General features: G+C 54.5%; 14 protein-coding genes. 7 read left to right on the forward strand and 7 right to left on the reverse strand.

The window, feature by feature from the left end:
- The first annotated feature begins 207 nt into the window (after positions 1-207).
- Genes ACR0EO_RS14770 through ACR0EO_RS14785 form a run of 4 tightly spaced genes read left to right on the forward strand, consistent with a single transcriptional unit; the run spans position 208 to position 6,524 of the window.
- The gene (locus ACR0EO_RS14770; RefSeq protein WP_480691222.1) at positions 208-2,661 is read left to right on the forward strand and encodes a GcvT family protein; all 2,454 of its coding nucleotides are present in this window, start codon (positions 208-210) and stop codon (positions 2,659-2,661) included.
- Positions 2,662-2,676: 15 nt separating this feature from the next.
- On the forward strand, positions 2,677-4,197 hold the full coding sequence (locus ACR0EO_RS14775; protein WP_480691224.1) for a trimethylamine methyltransferase family protein: 1,521 nt from the start codon (positions 2,677-2,679) through the stop codon (positions 4,195-4,197).
- 56 nt (positions 4,198-4,253) lie between these two features.
- Positions 4,254-5,264, forward strand: coding sequence for an Ldh family oxidoreductase (locus ACR0EO_RS14780; RefSeq protein ID WP_480691226.1), 1,011 nt, complete (start codon positions 4,254-4,256; stop codon positions 5,262-5,264).
- A 15-nt stretch (positions 5,265-5,279) separates the two neighbouring features.
- Positions 5,280-6,524, forward strand: coding sequence for an NAD(P)/FAD-dependent oxidoreductase (locus tag ACR0EO_RS14785; RefSeq protein ID WP_480691228.1), 1,245 nt, complete (start codon positions 5,280-5,282; stop codon positions 6,522-6,524).
- A 141-nt stretch (positions 6,525-6,665) separates the two neighbouring features.
- Here ACR0EO_RS14785 and ACR0EO_RS14790 read toward each other — a convergent pair whose 3' ends face one another.
- Genes ACR0EO_RS14790 through ACR0EO_RS14810 form a run of 5 tightly spaced genes read right to left on the reverse strand, consistent with a single transcriptional unit; the run spans position 6,666 to position 12,331 of the window.
- Positions 6,666-7,676, reverse strand: coding sequence for an Ldh family oxidoreductase (locus ACR0EO_RS14790; protein WP_480691230.1), 1,011 nt, complete (start codon positions 7,674-7,676; stop codon positions 6,666-6,668).
- Positions 7,677-7,688: 12 nt separating this feature from the next.
- Positions 7,689-8,252 carry a DUF3726 domain-containing protein gene (locus ACR0EO_RS14795; protein ID WP_480691231.1) on the reverse strand — a complete coding sequence of 188 codons (564 nt, stop codon included), beginning with the start codon at positions 8,250-8,252 and terminating at the stop codon, positions 7,689-7,691.
- Positions 8,249-9,910, reverse strand: a complete 1,662-nt coding sequence (locus ACR0EO_RS14800) for a hypothetical protein (RefSeq protein WP_480691233.1) — start codon at positions 9,908-9,910, stop codon at positions 8,249-8,251. The genes ACR0EO_RS14795 and ACR0EO_RS14800 overlap by 4 nt, the downstream gene beginning before the upstream one ends.
- The gene (locus tag ACR0EO_RS14805) at positions 9,903-10,889 is read right to left on the reverse strand and encodes a membrane dipeptidase (protein WP_480691235.1); all 987 of its coding nucleotides are present in this window, start codon (positions 10,887-10,889) and stop codon (positions 9,903-9,905) included. The genes ACR0EO_RS14800 and ACR0EO_RS14805 overlap by 8 nt, the downstream gene beginning before the upstream one ends.
- Positions 10,889-12,331, reverse strand: a complete 1,443-nt coding sequence (locus tag ACR0EO_RS14810) for an aldehyde dehydrogenase family protein (protein WP_480691237.1) — start codon at positions 12,329-12,331, stop codon at positions 10,889-10,891. The genes ACR0EO_RS14805 and ACR0EO_RS14810 overlap by 1 nt, the downstream gene beginning before the upstream one ends.
- A 100-nt stretch (positions 12,332-12,431) precedes the next feature.
- Here ACR0EO_RS14810 and ACR0EO_RS14815 point away from each other — a divergent pair, with 100 nt between their 5' ends.
- The 3 genes from ACR0EO_RS14815 to ACR0EO_RS14825 all read left to right on the forward strand — a co-directional run bounded on the left by ACR0EO_RS14815 (position 12,432) and on the right by ACR0EO_RS14825 (position 15,502).
- Positions 12,432-13,319, forward strand: coding sequence for a LysR family transcriptional regulator (locus tag ACR0EO_RS14815; RefSeq protein WP_480691239.1), 888 nt, complete (start codon positions 12,432-12,434; stop codon positions 13,317-13,319).
- A 258-nt stretch (positions 13,320-13,577) separates the two neighbouring features.
- A complete protein-coding gene (locus tag ACR0EO_RS14820; RefSeq protein ID WP_480691241.1) occupies positions 13,578-14,585 on the forward strand; it encodes an AraC family transcriptional regulator in 1,008 nt (335 codons plus the stop codon).
- A gap of 2 nt (positions 14,586-14,587) precedes the next feature.
- Positions 14,588-15,502: an alpha/beta hydrolase family protein gene (locus ACR0EO_RS14825; RefSeq protein WP_480691243.1), complete on the forward strand. Its 915-nt coding sequence runs from the start codon at positions 14,588-14,590 to the stop codon at positions 15,500-15,502.
- 249 nt (positions 15,503-15,751) lie between these two features.
- On the opposite strand, the gene ACR0EO_RS14830 is transcribed toward ACR0EO_RS14825, so the two are convergent.
- The gene (locus ACR0EO_RS14830; RefSeq protein ID WP_480691245.1) at positions 15,752-17,509 is read right to left on the reverse strand and encodes a methyl-accepting chemotaxis protein; all 1,758 of its coding nucleotides are present in this window, start codon (positions 17,507-17,509) and stop codon (positions 15,752-15,754) included.
- A 351-nt stretch (positions 17,510-17,860) separates the two neighbouring features.
- Positions 17,861-18,883, reverse strand: a complete 1,023-nt coding sequence (locus ACR0EO_RS14835) for an AraC family transcriptional regulator (protein WP_480691246.1) — start codon at positions 18,881-18,883, stop codon at positions 17,861-17,863.
- Positions 18,884-19,000 lie beyond the last annotated feature (117 nt).

A 19,000-nucleotide genomic window follows, 5' to 3' on the forward strand; every position in this document is an offset into this window, starting at 1 on the left:
TAAGTCAAAGTGAATTTTTTTGTAATTGCCCGCAGCCGCGTTGCGACCGATGGTATTCTTCAGCATTCGGGAATGCGGCATTTCCATTTTGCTGGGTTAGCACCCAGCCTAATGGGCGGCCAGCGTTTCCGGACAAACCCGGCATAATTGATTTGCACGAGTGCTGGGTTTTTGGCCGATTTCGGCACAAATTAGGGAGTCGATTGAATGAAGTCGCATGCAAAAGTTGTGGTTGTCGGTGGCGGATGCGTTGGGGCATCGATCCTGTATGGCCTCACGGAACATGGGTGTTCCGACGCCGTTATGTTGGAGCGTACGACGCTGACGTCTGGATCCACGTGGCATGCGGCGGGCTTGTTGGTGACTTTTGTTCGGTCACACAACGTATCCAAAATGACGATGGAAACCATCCGCATCTACTCCGAGGTTGAGGAAAAGATGGGAACCTCCGTCGGTCTGCGTAAAGTTGGCCAACTGCGCGTAGCAAACACAGAAAAGCGATGGGATGAGTTTCAGTCCTACATTTCCATTGCAGAAGCGGCGGGCGTGCCTTGCAAGCTGGTAACACCGGAAGAAATCGCAGAGATTCATCCTCTGCTCAACCAAAGCCCCGATATTCGTGGTGGCATCCTGCACACCGAAGACGGCTATGTGAACCCGGCTGATATTACTATGGCGCTGGCTAAGTTGGCGCGGGACGCAGGTGCAAAGGTTTATCAAAACACCGAGGCCCAATCTTATGAAAAGCTGGGCAATGGTCACTGGAAAGTCACAACCAACCAGGGCGAGATCACCTGCGAGCATCTGATTTTCGCCACCGGTAACTATGCCCGCGAAAACGCGCGCCGTGTGGGGCTGGACCTGCCTTGTATCCCGATTGTTCACCAGTATTGGACTACGGAAACCGTGCCGCTGTTGAAAGAGCGCCGCGCGCAAGGCCTGACAGAGTTCCCGATCCTGCGCGACGAAGACTATGGCGCTTATCTGCGCGAAGACGTGGGCGGTATCCAGTTCGGCCCCTATGAATTTACCAAAGATCTGAAGCTCTTTGCCGAAGATCGCGTTCCGCCGGATTTTGGCGCTGACCTGCTGCCCGAGGATTTCGATGCAGTGGAAACGCAGTGGGAGCGTGCGATTGAACGTGTCCCAACCTTGGGCGAGGTTGGCATCAAGGCCAACACGCGTGGTCCGTTCCAGATGACTCCGGATGAACTTCCTCTGGCTGGTCCAGCACCGGGTCATGAAAACTTGTGGCTGGCCGAAGGCATGCCGGGCGGCATCCTGTGGGGCGGCACTGTAGGTAATCGCCTGGCCAAGTGGATCGTCGATGGTGATCCGGGTATGGACATGTCGGAACTCGACCCGCGCCGGTTCTCGGACTACGCGTCTAAACGCTGGACCATGGACAAGGTACGCGAGACATGGGGTACCCACATGGATGCGCACGTTCCGGGTGAGGATTTCCCGGATGCGCGCCCGATGAAAACCGTGGGCTCTTACGACCTGCTAACGGCCCAAGGAGCAGTCTGGACCACCTTCAACGGTTACGAATTTCCGCGCTGGTTCGCAAAGTCGCCTGAGGAGGCGATCCCAGAACACTCTTTCCGCCGCACCAATCACATGGAATTGGTGCAGGAAGAGGTGCGCCGTACACGCGAAGAGGCCGGTTTCATCGAAATGTCGCCGATGACAAAGTTCACGGTGCGTGGTCCGGGTGCCTCCAAATGGCTGGACAGTCTTATGGCCAACAAGTTGCCCAAGATCGGTCGTATGACGCTGTCTCTGATGCTAAACGACAAGGGTGGCATGGATGCGGAATACACCATCGTGCGTTATTCCGAGGATGACTTCTACCTGATCTCAACCCCGAACTGGCGCGCTTACAATTGGGATCAACTGCAGCGACTACTGCCTACGGATGGTTCAGTTGTGTTGGAAGATATCTCGGAACAGTTGGGTGTGATTGCCTTGGCTGGACCAAAAGCGCGCGAAATTCTACAGCCGCTGACAGACAATGATCTTTCCAACGAAGCCTTCCCTTGGTTGTCGGCACAGATGGGCGAAGTAGGCTACGCCAAGGGCGTCCACCTGCTGCGTGTGTCTTATACTGGCGAGTTGGGATGGGAACTGCATCATCCGGTCGGTTACAACCGACATCTTGTCGATCTGCTACTGAAAGCCAGCGTGAAACCGTTTGGTCTCGAAGCCTTGGAATCCATGCGCCTTGAGAAATCCTATCGCGCGATCAACCGCGAAATTTGTAAGGATCTGACCCCATATGAGGCCGATCTGGGCCGCTTTGTCGCCATGACTGAGAAGGTTGGCGGCCAGGTTGTTGAGCGTGACTTCATCGGCAAGGCAGCGCTAGTGAAACAGCAGGAAGAGGGGGGCTACAACACTCTGGTCACGCTGAAACTGCCCTTCTGCGATACGTCTGTGATGTTCGACGAAGGAGTCTATGCGGACGGTAAGCTGATTGGTCGCGTCACCTCGGGCGGGTTCTCGTATTACTGCAACCACGACATCGCGATGGCTTTGGTGCCGCAGGATATGACCGCGGCGGGTACCAAAATGCAGGTACTGGTCCACAACGAAATGCGCGATGCCGAGGTAATCGATAATTGCGCCGTTGACCCAACCAGCGCCCGTGCGCGCGCCTGATCCGGAGGGTTTACTATGGCAGAAGTAAGAACACGTTCAGGGCGTGGCGGTCGCGCAGCACGGGTACAGGCCCGCACCAATCCGCCGCCGGTTTACCTTCCGACGTTGAATCGCAAGGTTGGCCCCATCGATCTGCTCGGTCCCGAAGGTGTTGAGAAGATTCACAATGCCGCCATGACGATTTTAGAAACTACCGGTATCGAATTCCGCGACCCGGTGGCTCTGGCTGATTGGAAAAAATACGGCGCTGACGTTCAGGGAGAGCGCGTCCGTATCGGTCGGGACATGTTGATGGACCTGATTTCGGCGGTTCCTTCGGAATGGGGCTATGCGGCCCGCAATCCCGCCAGATCACTGCGTGTCGGGAACCGGAACTCGGTTTTTGCGAACGCATACGGCGCACCGTTTGTTTATGGCCTTGATGGTGTCCGACGACCTTCGATGCTGGAAGATGCGCACAACTTCTTCAAGCTTAGTCAGATGAGCCAGGCGATGATGGTCCCAGGCGTGCTTCCGGTCGAGCCGCAAGACGTGCCGGTGCCACAACGCCACCTCGAGCTGGTTCACGCGGCGCTGACTCTGACCGACAAGCCAATTAAAGGTTCGGTTCTGTCGGAACAGGCCGCACTGGACTCGGTTGAGATGACCCGCATCGTGTTCGGCGAAGAGTTCGTAGACAACAACGTGGTGATGGCTGCGCTACTGAACTGCAACACGCCGCTGGTTTGGGACGAGACCATGCTGCAAAGCCTGCGTGTATACGCCAGCGCCAACCAGCCGTGTCTTCTGTCGCCTTTTGTCCTTGCCGGGGCATCGACACCGGCTAGTCCGCAGGGCGGTGTAGCACTTTTGATTGCAGAGTCGTTGGCGGGTATGGCTTACAGCCAGATCATCCGTCGCGGTGCTCCTATGGTTCTGGGCGTTGCGATCATGGGTGTTTCTATGAAAACCGGCGCACCGATGATGGGGTCACCTGAACCGGGGCTAATGAACCTGTTGGTGGGTCAGATGGCGCGGTTCTATGGTGTGCCTTGGCGGACTTGTACGATGTGGACGGGGTCGAAAACCCCTGACATGCAGGCGGCGTTCGATACCGCCAACACCATGTGGCCAGTGCTTCTGGGCGGAGCCAACTATATCGTGCACTCGGCAGGTTTTCTGGAAGGTGCGCTTGGGGTCAGCTATTCGAAATGGGTGCAGGACACCCGCCAGCTTGAGAATTTCCATCGGTTCTTCAGCGGCATCGAAGAGGAAAACTTGGACGCGATCTTGGATGACATCTCGGCGATTGGTCCGGGTGGGCACTTCTTGGGCACAGATCATACGCGCGAACATCCGATGCATATGAACCCGCTGCAGAACAATGACAGTTTCGAACAATGGGAAGCAGAAGGTTCGAAAACAGCCGAAACTATCGGCAACGAAGAAGCGCAGCGTATTTTGGACCACTATGTCAAACCGCCCATGCCGGATGATCAGCGCGGTGCGTTGGATGAGTTCGTTGCCAAAAAACGGTTAGAATACCATAACTCATAGCTGAAATGCGGGTGTGAAGACACTCGAGAGCCAGACACAAGGACAGGATGCGGAAAATGACAGACACCCCGACGAAAAAGCTCTCACTCGAAGAGGTGAAAGCACTGGCCAAATCTGTCCTTGTGTCCAAGGGTATGGATGACCGTGGAAGCGACATCCTTGCTGATCTGGTGATGCGGTCAGAACGCGATGGACCGCGTAGCCACGGCTTGCGGATGCTACCTGTCTATTCACAAAGCTTTACCTCGAACTATGCAAACCCAACTGCAAAGCCGACTATTGAACGTGTTGCGCCCGGTGTTTTGCGAGGCGATGGCGACAATGGGTATTATCAAATAGCAGCCGCAGATGCGCGGGATGACTTGATCGCGATGGTTCGGGAAAACGGTATCGCTTCTTTTACCTGCGCCAATTGCCACCATCTGGGTGCGCTGCGTTTTGACACTGAACCGCTTGCACAAGCCGGGCTGGTCGCCTTGGGCGTGGTGAATTCCTTGTCGATGGTCGTGCCTCAGGGTGGAGTGCGTCCTGTCTTTGGGACTAACCCTATGTCCTTTGCTTGCCCGCGTACGGGTCAAGAGCCGGTGGTTTGGGATCAGGCGTCCTCGGTCGCCGCCCTAATGGACGTTCGCATGGCTGCGGCTGAAGGGCATGATCTTCCGCTTCCCAGCGGACTGGATTCCACTGGCCAGCCTACGACAGATCCAAACGCCATTTTGGAAACGCGCAGCCTGTTGCCCTTTGGCGAGCACAAGGGAGCTGCGATTGCGTTCCTGATTGAGGTATTGGGCGCAGCTTTGGCTGGCGGCACCTTGTCGGTCGACAATCAAAACCGTGAGGCGCACGGTGCTTTGAACATCAAAGGGGGCGCAACCCTTATTGCGATCGATCCGAAACGGTTCGGCAATCCCGCGTTCGATGACTACGTCACGCGCATATGTGCAGAAATCCAAGGCAACGGAAATGCGCGCGTTCCAGGCGATGGGCGCTTGAAAAACCGTGCAGCTACTGAAGCAAACGGTGTCTCGGTCGCTGTTGATCTGTTTGAACAGCTGCAGGCGCTTTAGGAAAGGCCAGACGACATGCCAAAGGTGGTGGTGATCGGCGGTGGCGTCGTGGGTATTTCTTGTGCGCTTGCTTTGCAGGCCGAAGGCTACCAAGTCACCGTCATCGAGCCGGGCCCGGTGGGAGAAGGAGCCAGTTGGGCCTCGTGCGGCTGTATAGCTGTAGGTGAGATTGTGCCTTTGTCTCAGCCGGGGATGCTGCTGAAGGTTCCGGGGCTGTTGATGCACCCTAAGGCACCATTAACGCTTCGCCCAAGCTCGGCCCTGCGGTTGATGCCTTGGTTCACACGGTTTGTCGGCAACGCGCGCCCTTCTAAAATGCGCTCAATCGCGGCGGATTTGGCGCGGCTTACCTTTCTCGCAACGGCAGATTTCAAGGCACAACTGTCTGATATCGGACATCCCGAGCTGTTGGTTGAACGGCCAGTTATCAAGCTGTTCGATGGCGATGATGATCGCGCCAATATGGCGGCGGCCTTTGATTTGGCGCGCGAACTTGGGTGCACTATCGAAGAAGTCAGCGGCGGAGAAGCACATGAGATTGACCCGGCGATCGCCCCTGACTTTAAACACGCCGCCCTGCTGCGAGACTGGAGTTTTGTCACCGAGCCCAAGCGGTTGGTCGAGATGCTGCACGAAGCATTCAAGCGCCGTGGTGGGGTAGTTATTTCGGGTAGTGCAGATGGCTTTGAACGAGAAGGCCGTCAGGTAAAGGTCGTCAGGTTACGTGATGGTCAAGTCATCACCGCAGACGAGTTCGTCATTTCTGCGGGCACGCGGTCCCGGGATTTAGCTGCAGAGTTGGGTGTTGCGCTGCAGTTAGAGGGAGTTGTTGGCTATTCCACAGCTTTGAAGGACAGCAGTGTCGACTTGGCTCACACAGTTTTCTACGCAAAAGGCGGGTTCGGCATCACGCCCTATGATGGGGCGCTTGCCGTCGCCGGGACAATCGAATTTGCGGGAATGAACGAAGAACCGAATTGGGCTCGCGCAGATATTCTCGTGGACAAGGCGCGTCGGGTTCTGCCCGGTTTACAGACAGGCAACGCTGAACGCCGTTTTGGACGTCGGCCGCTTACACCTGATACGCGTCCGATAATTGGTCGAAGCGGTAGATTGGCGAACGTGACCTTTGCGACAGGCCACGGACAGTTGGGGTTGACGCTGGGTGCGACGACGGGTCGATTGGTTGCAGACGAAGTAGCGGGCAGGCAAACTCAAACCGATATTCAGGCTTTCAGTCCAGACCGGTTTGCAAGGTGATTTGCCGTGCCGCGGAAGTCTTATGATAGTTGGTAAACAGCGGGTGGTCAGGTCGATCGAGCAGTAGAAAAAATCCACAGTTGCATCGACCGAACCGCCCAATCTGAACATAAGCCAGACGGTTAAACGCTTGCCACAGTCTCAGGTGAACAGAGCTTCAATCCGATCCAATGTCGCTTGGTTTACGGCAACTCCCTCTCTCGAAGCGCGCTGGCGTTTCGCCTGACGGCCATCGCCCGGCAAATGCGCGCCGTCTTGGCTGTGGATCGCCTGAACCAGCGCGTCCATGCGTTGCGCGAACTCTCCACCGGATGTTGCGCCCGGGTCTATGGCCAGGAACATTTGACCAGTTTTGGGTGGGCCGCCCGCCGTTCCAGAAAAAGGCGAGGCGTCTATGCCTAACGTCGCGCCGGTCATGGCGGCGGCCATCAGTTCGGTCAGTAGCGCGACACCAACGCCCTTGTACCCTCCGGACGGTGCCATGGAACCTTTCAGGCCGATATTGGGATCCTTGGTTGGGTTGCCGTCAGGGTCCAGAGCCCAACCCTCTGGGATTGGTTTCCCCTCGCGAGCGTGCTTCATAACTTCGGATTTTGCGATGGTACTTGCGGATTGGTCTATCAAAACTGCAGGTTGACCATCTGGTCCGGGCGCAGCGATAGAAAACGGGTTGGTACCCACAACAGGTTTTGCCCCGCCAGATGGCGCGATTGAGGCCGGCGCGTTTGTGAACCCAAGTCCCAAAAGACCCATCTGCGCCAGTCTAAAGGTGTGGTATCCCAAAACACCGCAGTTATAGCTGTTTCGAATGGCAAGCGCCGCGATTCCTTGCTCTTTGGCCAGCGGGATGAGTTTTTCGAAACCGGCATCAATGGCGGGATGAGCAAATCCAGTCGCGGCATCAACGGTCACTACGCTAGGGCGTGGCTGGCTGACAACCGGTGTGGCTTGGCCATCGACTTTTCCACACTGCACGTGCTCGCAATAAATAGGAATGTAAGCCAAACCATGGCTGGCTACGCCATCGGCTTCGGTGGCAGCTGTAGCAGCGGCGAGAGGTTGGGCATTGGCCTTCGACGTGCCAGCCGCCATCAGAGCGCGGAGGGAGAGGTCTTCGATTTCTGCGAGCGTTAAAGTCTTTGTTTGTGTCATTAGAATACTCGGTTAGTCGTTGTCGGAAAGCCCGGCTCCGGCACCACGTTTCCGGCTTTCTGCAGTGGCAGGGGCATAAGTGCGGTGGGCAAATCGGTTGAGCGTGTCCCAATCGATCTGCGTGGGATGTGCGCGGGTTACCTTCTTGCGTGGAGTGGACAATGAACCACCCGCTTTAACGGTGAGGGTCATTGTTCGATCAGGAAATTCACCTGAAAGGTGCAGCGCGGTTCCATCGGTCACTGCCAGAACGTCTGGGCCAATCACGCTCACACAGGAACCAATCAAACGGGCAGCGTTGGCGGCAAACGGCAGGATTAAACGTGAGTGGTTTATTGACTGAAGTTCAATTGGGCCATGCATAAGCGTCTTTGCTCGATCCGAAAGTGAAACACCTTTCGCCAAAGTACCTGTGTCGGCCTCCAGATCGGCGGCAAGGGCGCCGACCCCGTCCAAGTCTTGGAGGCAGAGCCAGCGACAGGCCAAAGCTGCTTCTTCTGCCAACCCCCAGGAATGCCCGGCACCGCGCGTGGCGCGCTTTGCAACGGCTTCTACTTCATTCAAGGACAAGTTCATTTGAGCAGCTCTGGATAGACCCAAAGATCGGCATTCGCGGCGGTCAGATTGGGCGGGTAAGGAGCACCGGCATACATCACGACGCGAACCCACCGGTCAGATCGCGGGTCAAAGCGTGTGACGCCAAAAAAGGAAAGCTTTGCCCGCAGCATGTCGATTGGCATGACGTCAGCACCAATCGTGTTCGAGCGGATTTCGCCGTACGGCGCTTGGCGAGCGATTTGTGCACGACGGACGCTTTGGCGATGTTCGGGGTGGTGCGAGAGAAAATCAGCCACAGAGTTCTGCGGTTCAGTTTCCGACAAATCGGCAAGGGCAGCGGCTGCGTCGCGAGCGGGAGCTAAAGGCTGTTCGTAGTCTTCGATGGGTTCTTCAAACCGCTCGCCTAGTCGCGGCTCCAGCTTTTCCTCTGAGACATACCATGCCCGCGCGCAATTCTCGGGCGCGCTCCAGTCGCGATCAAGAATTGGGCCAAACGTCTGCTGGATTAAATTGCGGACCTCACTCACTGGCATTGATCCATCTAGGATAAAAGGTGTGCCTTCATCCGACATGGCGTCAGCGAGATCGTCCACCAAATCCCCATTTGGCTCGAGTATGAGAGAGCCGATAAGTTCCTGCCCTTCGTAGCTCAGGGTGCTTTCGGCCCAAACCATAAGAGCGTTCCAGGGCGTATCTCCTGACATTTCCGTAGTCGCCAAATACGTGTTGAGAGACGTCAGGTCGCTGCTCAGTTGTTCGAGCTTGGAGATCTGAATTGGGTGTTCTGAGCGCCAGTTTGCCACCAACTTGTCGCAACATGCGACAAGATCACGGAAAAAGTTGATCTGGTGAGGCGTGGCCGACAGAGCGCGCACCCGGGCAATTGCTGTCTCTCTCGCGGCGATCCAGTTGTTGAACAGTATAGGATGGTTGACCAGGTAGGGCGCCATTCCCAAACCAGTGGAGTTACCGATGCCAAGTTGTTGCGCGAGGTCTTCATCCAGGGAAACGGCTTGGTCCCCTCCGCGCAATCGCGCCATGTGTTCCACCAGATCGCGCACAAACCAGCGGGTCAGGTAGACCGACAGCATTTCCGCCTGAAACGGAGCCCGCATTTCAGGGCGCGATGCAATCATCTCGCGATCTATAGCACCCAGTTTGCCCGAGCCGTAAACGGCAGTAGTACGCATCAGGTAGCCCACTGATTCAAGCTGTTGCGCATCAGGTTGATGTCCTGAAGAGAGGGCTTCGATCACGTGCTCCCATAAGCGTACGGACCGATTGGCTCTACTCACCGAAATCTCACGCTCGCTGACCCTGCCGGCCTCTTGAAGGGGTACATTTCGGGAAAGGCGGTCAATGTCCTGTTGATCGGGTATGCCATCGAACAGCGTAAAGGTGGCGTCCCATGCAGTGGCGATCACGCGATCAGATCGCATGTGATCCGGCAAGTCGTGCGCAAAGGCGATCAGAGAGTAGGCGCGATCGGGCCCTTTGGTCGTGTAGACGGCGTGCCCGACGCCTTTGTCGTCAATGTCGAATACTGTTCGCGTAAAGGTCCATTGATCGCGAGCCATGCGCCTTGTCAATTGCCGCATGAAACTCAGCCGGCATTGGTGTAATGATCCCAGTCGCGACAGGGTCATGACACTTTCTGGCGCACGCAGTTCAACCATGTGCGTTTTCCTGCGGTGTGAAGTTTTCGGCAAAGAAGCGATACCAGTTGCGGCCCATAATCGCTGCAACTTCGTCCTCGTTCATTCCTGTTGCGCGAAGGCCAGTTTCGATATTGCCAAAATCACGGTTGTCTCGGAACCAGTCAGGCATTGGTGGGAAACCCGGAGCCGCGGCGGAGCCTTCGCCATAGTCTATCTCTTTGGTCCAACGGCCAACGCGCATCCATTCGACAACGCTGTCGGGCTGGTCTTGGCACAGATCCGTGCCAATCCCCAAGTGGTCGATACCAAACTTGTCTGCAGTTCTCGCAATCATCTCGCAAAAATCCTGAAGCGTGCAGTCTGACTTACCCTTCAAGTGATGAGGATAGACCGAAAAGCCGAACATTCCGCCATTTTCTGTCACCGCGCGGATTACGTCTTCACGCTTGTTGCGAAGAGCTGGGTGCCAGTCGTAGGGGTTGGCGTGCGTTATCGCGATGGGTCGGCTCGAATGATCAGCGGCTTCGATGGTCGAGCGGTCGCCTGAATGGCTCATGTCCACCACAAGGCCGACGCGGTTCATTTCGCGCACGATTTGTTTGCCCATTCGTGTAAGGCCAGTGTCTTCGGCTTCGTAACAGCCAGTCGCTAAAAGCGATTGGTTGTTGTACGTCAACTGCATGAAGCGTGCGCCCAAAGTGTGCACGATCTCGACCAGACCGATGTCGTCTTCGATAGGTGACGGGTTCTGAAAGCCAAAGAACACAGCTGTGCGGTTTGTTTCCCTGGCACGGTCAATGTCAGAGGCATGAAGCCCCTTCATCAACAGGTCTGGGTAGCGCTCAAACCACTTGTTCCACCGCTCGAAATTCAGAACCGTTTCGCGAAAGTTTTCGTGATAGGCAATGGTGACATGGATCGCATCCACGCCACCTTGCCGAAGTTCTCGAAAGATCTTTTCCGACCAGTTTGCATATTGCAGCCCGTCGATACGCATCAAACAGGGCCTGCGCTGATGTATGCGGTTTTGACAGTTGTATAAAACTCAGCTGCGGCCTTGCCTTGTTCGCGCGGCCCGTAAGAGCTGTCGCCGCGACCGCCGAATGGCACGTGGTAATCCGTCCCCGCGGTTGGGAGGTTGACCGTAACCACCCCGGTGCGCGCGTTGCGGCGGAAGTGTGTTGCACGCGCAAGAGATCGGGTCACGATGCCAGACGTCAGGCCAAAATTGGTATCGTTCACCACGCTCAACGCTTCGTCGTAGCTGTCAACTTTGATGACAGAGGTCAGGGGCGCAAACATCTCTTCACGGTTGATACGCATTGAGTTGTTGGTGTTGAGAAAGACGCCAGGGCTCATGTAGAAGCCGTCATGTGGCATTTCCAGCCGCTGTCCGCCGCAGGCGAGTTCGGCCCCTTCAGACTTGCCCAACTCGACATAGGCCAAGTTTTCGTCCAGCTGCTGTTGGCTAACCACCGGTCCAATTTGGGTTTCCGCGTCCAATGCGTGTCCAACCTTCATGGCTTGTGCACCAGCTATCAGCTTTTCGACAAAGCTGTCGTGGATCGCATTGTGGACGACGAGCCGAGAGGAGGCAGTGCATTTCTGCCCAGTTCCACCAAAAGCGCCGCCAAGCGCGAGAGTTACGGCCAGATCAATATCGGCATCATCCATAACGGCGAGTGCGTTCTTGGACCCCATTTCCATTTGAACCTTAGTCAGGTTCTGGATGGCAGCCGCGGCAATACCTTTGCCCACGGGCACTGAACCAGTAAAGGAAATCGCGTCAACCATTGGGCTTTGAACCAAGCGCTGCCCAATGGTGCTTCCTGCACCCATCACAAGGCTAAAGAGGCCTTTTGGAATGTCTTGCCGTGTGATGATTTCCGTCAATGCGACGGCCGAGGCTGGGGTGAGATTGGCAGGCTTCCAAACAACGGCGTTACCATAGCAAAGCGCGGGCGCGATTTTCCAAGAAGCGGTCGCAGTCGGAAAGTTCCAAGGGCTGATGATTGCAACTGTCCCCACGGCCTCGCGCCGTACGTCAACCTCGATGTCGGGTCGGACGGAATCCGCGTTTTCACCAATTTGGCGTAGGCACTCTGCGGCATAGTAAGTAAAAAACTGGCCGGCGCGATAAACTTCGCCTTTGCCTTCTGCCAGAGGTTTGCCTTCTTCACGGCTTAGAAGGGTTCCCAGCTCTTCTGACCGGGCCATCATTTCGTTGCCGATTGCATTCAGCACCGATTGTTTTCGCTCAAGCCCATAAGCCGCCCACTCCAACTGAGCTGCGCGGGCCTGGATCAGAGTTGCGTCAAGTTGGTCTGCGGTCGCTTGGGCATACAGGCCAATCAGATCGGACATGTCAGACGGGTTGCGATTTTCAATTTCGGCGTTGCCTGCCAGCCATTCTCCGGCGATCAGGTTCTTGTGGGTCACGGCAAATCTCAGCTGTTAAAGAGGGTTGGTGAAGGATGGACTTGTTGCAAGGCATCAGTCAAACTCAAACAGTTGAAGTGAATTTCAGGAAAATTGAAGTTTGGCTATCAAGATCGAAATGCTGCGTTGTTTCTGCGCTGTCGCTGAAACGGGAAACCTGGCCGATGCGGCGGATCGGTTGGGACGCACGCAATCCGCAGTTTCAATGACGTTGAAACAGCTCGAGGCCCACCTTGGGCGCTCTCTGTTCGAAGGTGAGCGAAAGAACCGCTTAACGACGCTTGGCGTACAAGTCTTGCAACTGGCTAAAACGCAGTTGAACCAGTTCGATAACGCCATCGAAAACATCCATCTCTTGACCTGTGCTCCACAAGGTTTGTTGCGAATTGCCGCGGTCCCATCAGTTGCGGCCCTTGTTTTTCCACCTTTGGTGGCTCATTTTTCGGATCTTCATCCGGGGGTGAAAATAGAACTCCGGGACGCGGATACCGCAGGCGTACTTGAGGCAATCGGGCAGGGGTGGGCTGATATCGGGATCGCGTCGTCCGAACAGGCCATTAATGGGGCAAAAGTGTCGTCTCTGTTTCAAGACCCATTCGGTCTGGTTATGTCAAAGCATCACTCTCTGGCTTCCAAATCTGGATCAGTTAGCGTTGACGAGGTTTTTCTGAGTCCCTTTTTGCGCAATGCGCTGTGTGACCAGATTCAGTCGTCGACCATCCAGGCTCATCTATCCAAGGTCGATGTAACTGTACACAATACCCAGTCCCTTTTGGCGATAGTGAGCAAAGGCAATTGGGGCACGCTTCTTCCGAAAGCAGCAACCCAACTTGTTTCGTCCGAGTTAGAGTTCCGACCTGTCGTTGATCTTCCCGAAACACGAGGCGTGTATTTGTACCAATCAGAGGGATCGGCATGGCCAAGTCTTGTTGAAGAGGCCGTTCGGATCATTTCAAAGCCTTTTGAGGAAAGCCAAGTCGTGCCTTAATCTAAACAGTGGGCGAGCACGCCGTTTGTTCATGGTTAATGCCCTGTCTCTCTGGGATTGCGAATGTTTGTAAAGCTTAGCTCCGTCACGCGTTTGCAGTAAACTGATCGGTTCCAACAGACAGTGAACGACGGGTTGGCCAACACCATGGCCGACTGCGACAGCGATTGGCGTGATCTGCGACAGATTTGGCGGGTGACGCTATACTTATTCCTCGGGGCGCTCGCTATCTACGTTTTCGACCCTGAGGAATAAGCCATGCAAACGCCGGATCGGATAAAAACACCTGAGACGTTCTGGAAGGCTTTGGAAAGTCTCTCCCTCCGGCCCTCGGAGGTTTTGCTTGAGGCACGATTGCCGATCAAGTTGGTCAGCTCCGAGGCGCGGATGACGACGTCCCAATTATTCAAGTTGTGGGGAACACTACAAACCCTTGGTGGCCCAGATATCGGCCTGAATATGACTACGACGATGCACGGACCTTCGTTGCCGCCGTCATTCTTGGTCGCCTTTCATGCCAAAAATGTGGGTGAAGCCCTGCAGCGCGTTGCGCGATATAAGGCCATTTGTGCGCCAGAAGAGTTCCAAGTTGTGATTGAAAGAGACAATTGTGAGATAACGACACGTTGGGTCTACGCAACAGAAACCGAACCACACTCTTTAACCGACGCAACATTCTCCTTTCTCGTAAACATGGTACGCGCTGGAACTGGTCAGAAGATCAATCCGAAAAGGATCGAGCTTTGCCGGGATCGCAGCGATTTGCTGCAGAATTGGTTCGGCTGCCCAATTGCATGGAACGCGCCGCAGGCTCGTCTTGTGTTCGAAAAGGCCGATCTGGACATTCCGTTCAAGAGCTATAACCGTGAACTTCTTGAGATGCTGGATAAGGCGTTAGCCGCCGATTTACATCGCTCTCAAACCACCAATTCCTTGACTGAACAAGTGCGTTGGCATCTTCGGCGTGCCATGACTGCTGGTCGTCCAGAATTGCGAAGCATTGCACGGGACATGGCGATCAGTGAGCGCTCATTGCAACGTCACCTGAAAGAGGAAGGCCACAGCTTCCAAGCTCTTTTGTCGGATACGCGGCACGAACTGGCGCTGGAATACCTGGCTCAACCCGACTTCGATATCAGCGAGATCGCTTACCTGCTCGGTTACGAAGATCAGGGCTCTTTCTATCGCGCATTCCAGAAATGGGAAAACCAAACACCAGCTGAATGGCGCGCTTTATTGGCTGGCAACATGGAAAAACGGATTTAATCATGACACAGCAACCCACTCCGGAACAAATGGCCGTTATCAAGGGCATGGCCCAAGGCAACAGCATCCCCATGCGGACTCCTGTTCTTAAGACACCAGCCGATTATGGAATGGAGTATGAAGATGTCTTCTTTTCTGCCTTGGACGGTGTTCCCCTCGAAGCTTGGTTTATCCCGGCAAAGGGCAGCGACAAACTGATCATCTGTAACCACCCCTTGACCTTTAGCCGCTATGGTTTTCCTGGGCATCTTGAGCCCTGGTCACAGTTTGCGCCGGTCAATGTAGAGTTCAATAACGTTTACAAAGCGTTGCACGATGCGGGCTATAACGTTCTGACCTACGACATGAGGAACCACGGACACAGCGGTTCGGCTAATGCGGGTCTTGCCGCTTATGGTTTGTTTGAGTGGCGCGACGTAGCGGGTGCTCAGGAATATGTGCAAGGTCATGAAAGGCTGAAGCACATGACCGTTGGACTGTTCAACCCCTGCAATGGTGGCAATTCGGCTATGGTCGCAATGACGAAGCGCCCCGAATTGTTCGAAGACGTCAAAGCGTTCGTTTGTGCTCAGCCTTGTTCATCCAGAACTGCGGCCGAAGAGATTGGAAAACTTCAAGGTATTGGCGAGTTCATTGATATACTCGATGAAGAACAGCAAAAGCTCGGTGCCTTTCCCATGGCGCGAATGACGCCACACAACTACGCCGCAAATGTCAAAGTGCCGACCTATATCATCCAGGTGCGCGATGATGTCTGGACCCGGCCTGAGGACGTACAAACTACGTTTGACTTGCTGACCATCGAAGACAAGGAACTGTTCTGGGTTGAAGGCACTACTCAACGCTTTGATGGGTATAACTATTTCGGTCAGCATCCGGAAAGCATGATTGCCTGGTTCGACAAATACATGAATTAGTGCATTTAGACGCAAGAATGCGGTATATGCGATTCATGAACGGCCAATCGAAAGTTGCCCGTTTATCGTGTGGTAGGTCACTCTTGCGGTCCATATTTTTTGTTCGCCACGATAGGTTGAGCCCAAAAGGGCCGTTTCGAAGACTTTCAGACCACCTGCCTTTATCTGCCACTTCAGTATTTTTAACCGGGGTACCACGTGCTGAAGGCTCTGACGGCAACAACACGTGGCGCCTCAAGTGTGATAAGCTTAGAAGTCCTGCCAGATGTCGATTGCTGCATTACCCGCGGCAGCAGAGGCCGATGGTCGAGGTTCGAATACGTTAGCGTTGCTCCATTCCGCTCCATGTGCACTTGGCTTCGGTGTGGCCGTTGGCTGGAATGTCCTGCCACCTGAAATTGAGAAGCTTGTTACCAGGTCACTCAATTTAGTCGCATCAGTTCGCAACATGTGTCCCACTGCCGTAGCTTCCTCAACCATTGCAGCGTTTTTCTGTGTGACTCGATCAAGTTCGTTTACACCGACGTTAATTTCACCGAGGCCAATAGATTGCTCTGCTGCTCCTTCGGCAATGTTCGACACCAGGCTTGAGATATGTGCGACGCGATCAACGATACTCTTTAGTGCCTCACCTGTTTTGCCAACAAGTACGACACCGCTCTTTACGTGTTTCGAAGAGTCGTTGATCAGAGTCTTGATTTCCAATGCAGCCTCAGAAGACCGTTGCGCGAGCGCCCGCACCTCAGAGGCCACGACGGCAAAACCACGACCGGCTTCTCCAGCTCTGGCGGCTTCAACGCCAGCGTTCAGGGCCAGTAGGTTCGTTTGAAAAGCGATGTCATCAATCACCGAGATGATCTGCGAGATGTGGGTTGAGCTTTGCTCTATCTCAGTCATCGCGTCTACGGCGCTTTGAACGACCTGGCCACTTTCTTCGGCTTCTGCTTTCGCCTCGCTCATTGTTGCCTCGACACTTCGAGCACCTTCAGCTGCGGATTTCACCGAAGCTGTCAGCTCATCCAGTGCGGCTGCTGTTTCTTCTAGTGTTGCTGCCTGGCTTTCGGTGCGTTTTGACAGGTCTTCGGAAGACTGACTGACCTCGCCGGCGCCATTACGTATGGATTCCGCAGCGTTGATTACATCGCCAATTGTCTTGTCGAGGTTCTCGATTGAGGCGTTGAAATCTTTGCGCAATTGTTCGTAGTCATCGGGGAAAGGTGATGAGATTTGTACTGTCAGATTGCCTTCTGACAGGCGTGCAAGATGATCGGACAGTGTCTGTACGACATTTGTTTGCTGAGCTTGCCGTTCAGCAATCTCAAGTTCGGTCTTCTCAGCGTTTTTCAACTTGTTTCTAAAGTCTTCCAAAGCACGCGCAGTTGTGCCTAACACGTCACCGCGGCCGGTGTGCGGTACTTCGGTTTCCAAATCACCCTGCGACATCGCAGCCATGCGGCCAGAGATGGCGCTCAGAGGTTTCAAAGCCCAGTTGACCAGAAAGAATACGGCCGCAAGTCCAGCTCCCAGCAACACCACCTTCAACAACAAAGCGGAGCGCAGGTTGGAGGTGGCTTGAGATTCCACTTCAGAGCTACTTACGCCGACATAGAAAATCCCGACAGGATCACCGGCGCTACTCAGGACTGGTTGGTAAACTGTAAAGTAGCTTTTCCCGAGGATATTTGCCTGACCCAGATACGTATCCCGATTCAACATGGACGCGTGCACGGGGTTTTGTTTTCCAAGCCATGTTCCAACGGCGCGGGAACCATCCGGTTTTTTGATGTTGGTTGTCAGGCGAATGAAATCGCGTTCAGTGGAATCCCAGCCAAACAAAGTCGCTGTTTCACCGGATACTCGGCCCACTTGATCGATAAGTTCGTGCCCCTGAATCTCTGGAAGAGTGTTCCAAGTGACCTCAGAGATATTGCCGTTGCTATCATATTGCGCTTCGATCTCTGGATACAGAGTTTGGAATTTGTCGACGAGGACGCGCAACGAAGTCATCTGTCGTTTTTGCGCGGCGTCTATCGCACTTTGATCGTTTTGGTGCTTAAACAGAACAAAAAGTGCCGCTGTCACAATTACCAGTATTAGACTTAGTCCTACGGACAGTGTGGTTTTTAACGATGTTCGTGCGTGTTTCATGAGTGCCTAACTTACCTTGCCATTCCGAGCGAAGCGTGCGCAACAAAGACGGCACGCGCATGATCGGGAGATCAACGCAGACACTGTTGCCAATGAACTGTTAGAAGCAGGTTAATTGAAGAAATTGAATAAATTTTAGTCTATTGGGCACCGTTAGAGCGCCCCGTTCTTCTGATTTTTGTTCAGTGAATGCGACGAATATATGACTGCTTACTGGGCCGGGATTGTTTGCAATCGCGCTTCACTTGGGGCTCTTCCTGCCCACCTGCGGAAGGCTCTGGTGAAATGTGCAGGGTCGCTATAGCCGAGTGAAATCGCGATTTCTGTAAGGCTCAAGTTTGTCTCAGACAACAAAGCGCTCGCTTTCCTGAATCGTATGCCGTCGACCATGTTGCGGTAACTCAATCCGTGCTCATCAAGTCGTCGTTGGATCGTCCGTGTGCCTTTGCCTGAAAACGCCGCTAAGCCGGTGAGATCTACCAGTCCGGATAATAGGCGGGTGGCTATAAGGGCCTCCATCTCTGCGACAAAGCACTGTGTTCGTCCAGCCTTGTAGTCCGCTAAAAGATCAATGGTCGTGAGCGGTGTTTCCACCTCTGCCGGACGGGTTGTGCGCAATTCTTCTTTCTCAAAAAAGACAGAAACGCCTTTGCCACCGCGAAGCCACTCGATTGCCGGGTTCGCGTTTGGTCTGTCGCTGTTTGCGCCAATATCAAACATGCTTTGCACTTTGTTTGGAGTCCAAGAAACGCCCAGGAAAACTTGTGCGAAACGGATCATGACTGGGAGTACGTGATCGGCGTGTTGCCTTTGAATGACTTTGTCATAGAGCGGGGTGCCATACGTCCATACAAACTGGGCTCCCTGTGACTTGAGCTCCATAAACCCCACGCTTTGATGTAGTCGGATCGTTTTCATGAGACGCAGAATTGCGTTGTGCAGAGTGTTGGCCTGCGAGGCATACTGAACCCATTTTCCGTAAGCCCCCGGTGCCATGTTTGCACCGACACGAAACCCAAAGAAACTGTCTCCGGTCTCGCGGGCGGCGTGATCGAACAGGGACATCATTTGAATCATCGGAATGGAGTGATCTGTGTTTTCGATCACTTCCAATGGCACGCCTGCCTTTGCAAAAACGCGTTCGACGCTGCGGCTTCCGCCCATTTCTTCAAGGAGCTGAGGCAGGGGCCCCATACCCCGGGCGGTGGTAATGCCAATTAGTTCACGAGACATGCGAATATATTGAAAAAGTGGCACAAAATGGCAAGCGCCGTGTTTGCATTGAGATTACTCAGTCAGAACCGTAGGGGCGCGAAGCGCCCGTTGAGGCGGTTATTCGGTTGAGTATGC

This window comes from Ruegeria sp. BE9 (assembly GCF_056538765.1).

Bases quoted from the DNA above. Each gene is read 5' to 3' on its own strand.
- ACR0EO_RS14770 (WP_480691222.1), top strand. From the start codon at position 208: ATGAAGTCGCATGCAAAAGTTGTGGTTGTCGGTGGCGGATGCGTTGGG.
- ACR0EO_RS14775 (WP_480691224.1), top strand. From the start codon at position 2,677: ATGGCAGAAGTAAGAACACGTTCAGGGCGTGGCGGTCGCGCAGCACGG.
- ACR0EO_RS14780 (WP_480691226.1), top strand. From the start codon at position 4,254: ATGACAGACACCCCGACGAAAAAGCTCTCACTCGAAGAGGTGAAAGCA.
- ACR0EO_RS14785 (WP_480691228.1), top strand. From the start codon at position 5,280: ATGCCAAAGGTGGTGGTGATCGGCGGTGGCGTCGTGGGTATTTCTTGT.
- ACR0EO_RS14790 (WP_480691230.1), bottom strand. From the start codon at position 7,676: ATGACACAAACAAAGACTTTAACGCTCGCAGAAATCGAAGACCTCTCC.
- ACR0EO_RS14795 (WP_480691231.1), bottom strand. From the start codon at position 8,252: ATGAACTTGTCCTTGAATGAAGTAGAAGCCGTTGCAAAGCGCGCCACG.
- ACR0EO_RS14800 (WP_480691233.1), bottom strand. From the start codon at position 9,910: ATGGTTGAACTGCGTGCGCCAGAAAGTGTCATGACCCTGTCGCGACTG.
- ACR0EO_RS14805 (WP_480691235.1), bottom strand. From the start codon at position 10,889: ATGCGTATCGACGGGCTGCAATATGCAAACTGGTCGGAAAAGATCTTT.
- ACR0EO_RS14820 (WP_480691241.1), top strand. From the start codon at position 13,578: ATGCAAACGCCGGATCGGATAAAAACACCTGAGACGTTCTGGAAGGCT.
- ACR0EO_RS14825 (WP_480691243.1), top strand. From the start codon at position 14,588: ATGACACAGCAACCCACTCCGGAACAAATGGCCGTTATCAAGGGCATG.
- ACR0EO_RS14830 (WP_480691245.1), bottom strand. From the start codon at position 17,509: ATGACTTCGTTGCGCGTCCTCGTCGACAAATTCCAAACTCTGTATCCA.
- ACR0EO_RS14835 (WP_480691246.1), bottom strand. From the start codon at position 18,883: ATGTCTCGTGAACTAATTGGCATTACCACCGCCCGGGGTATGGGGCCC.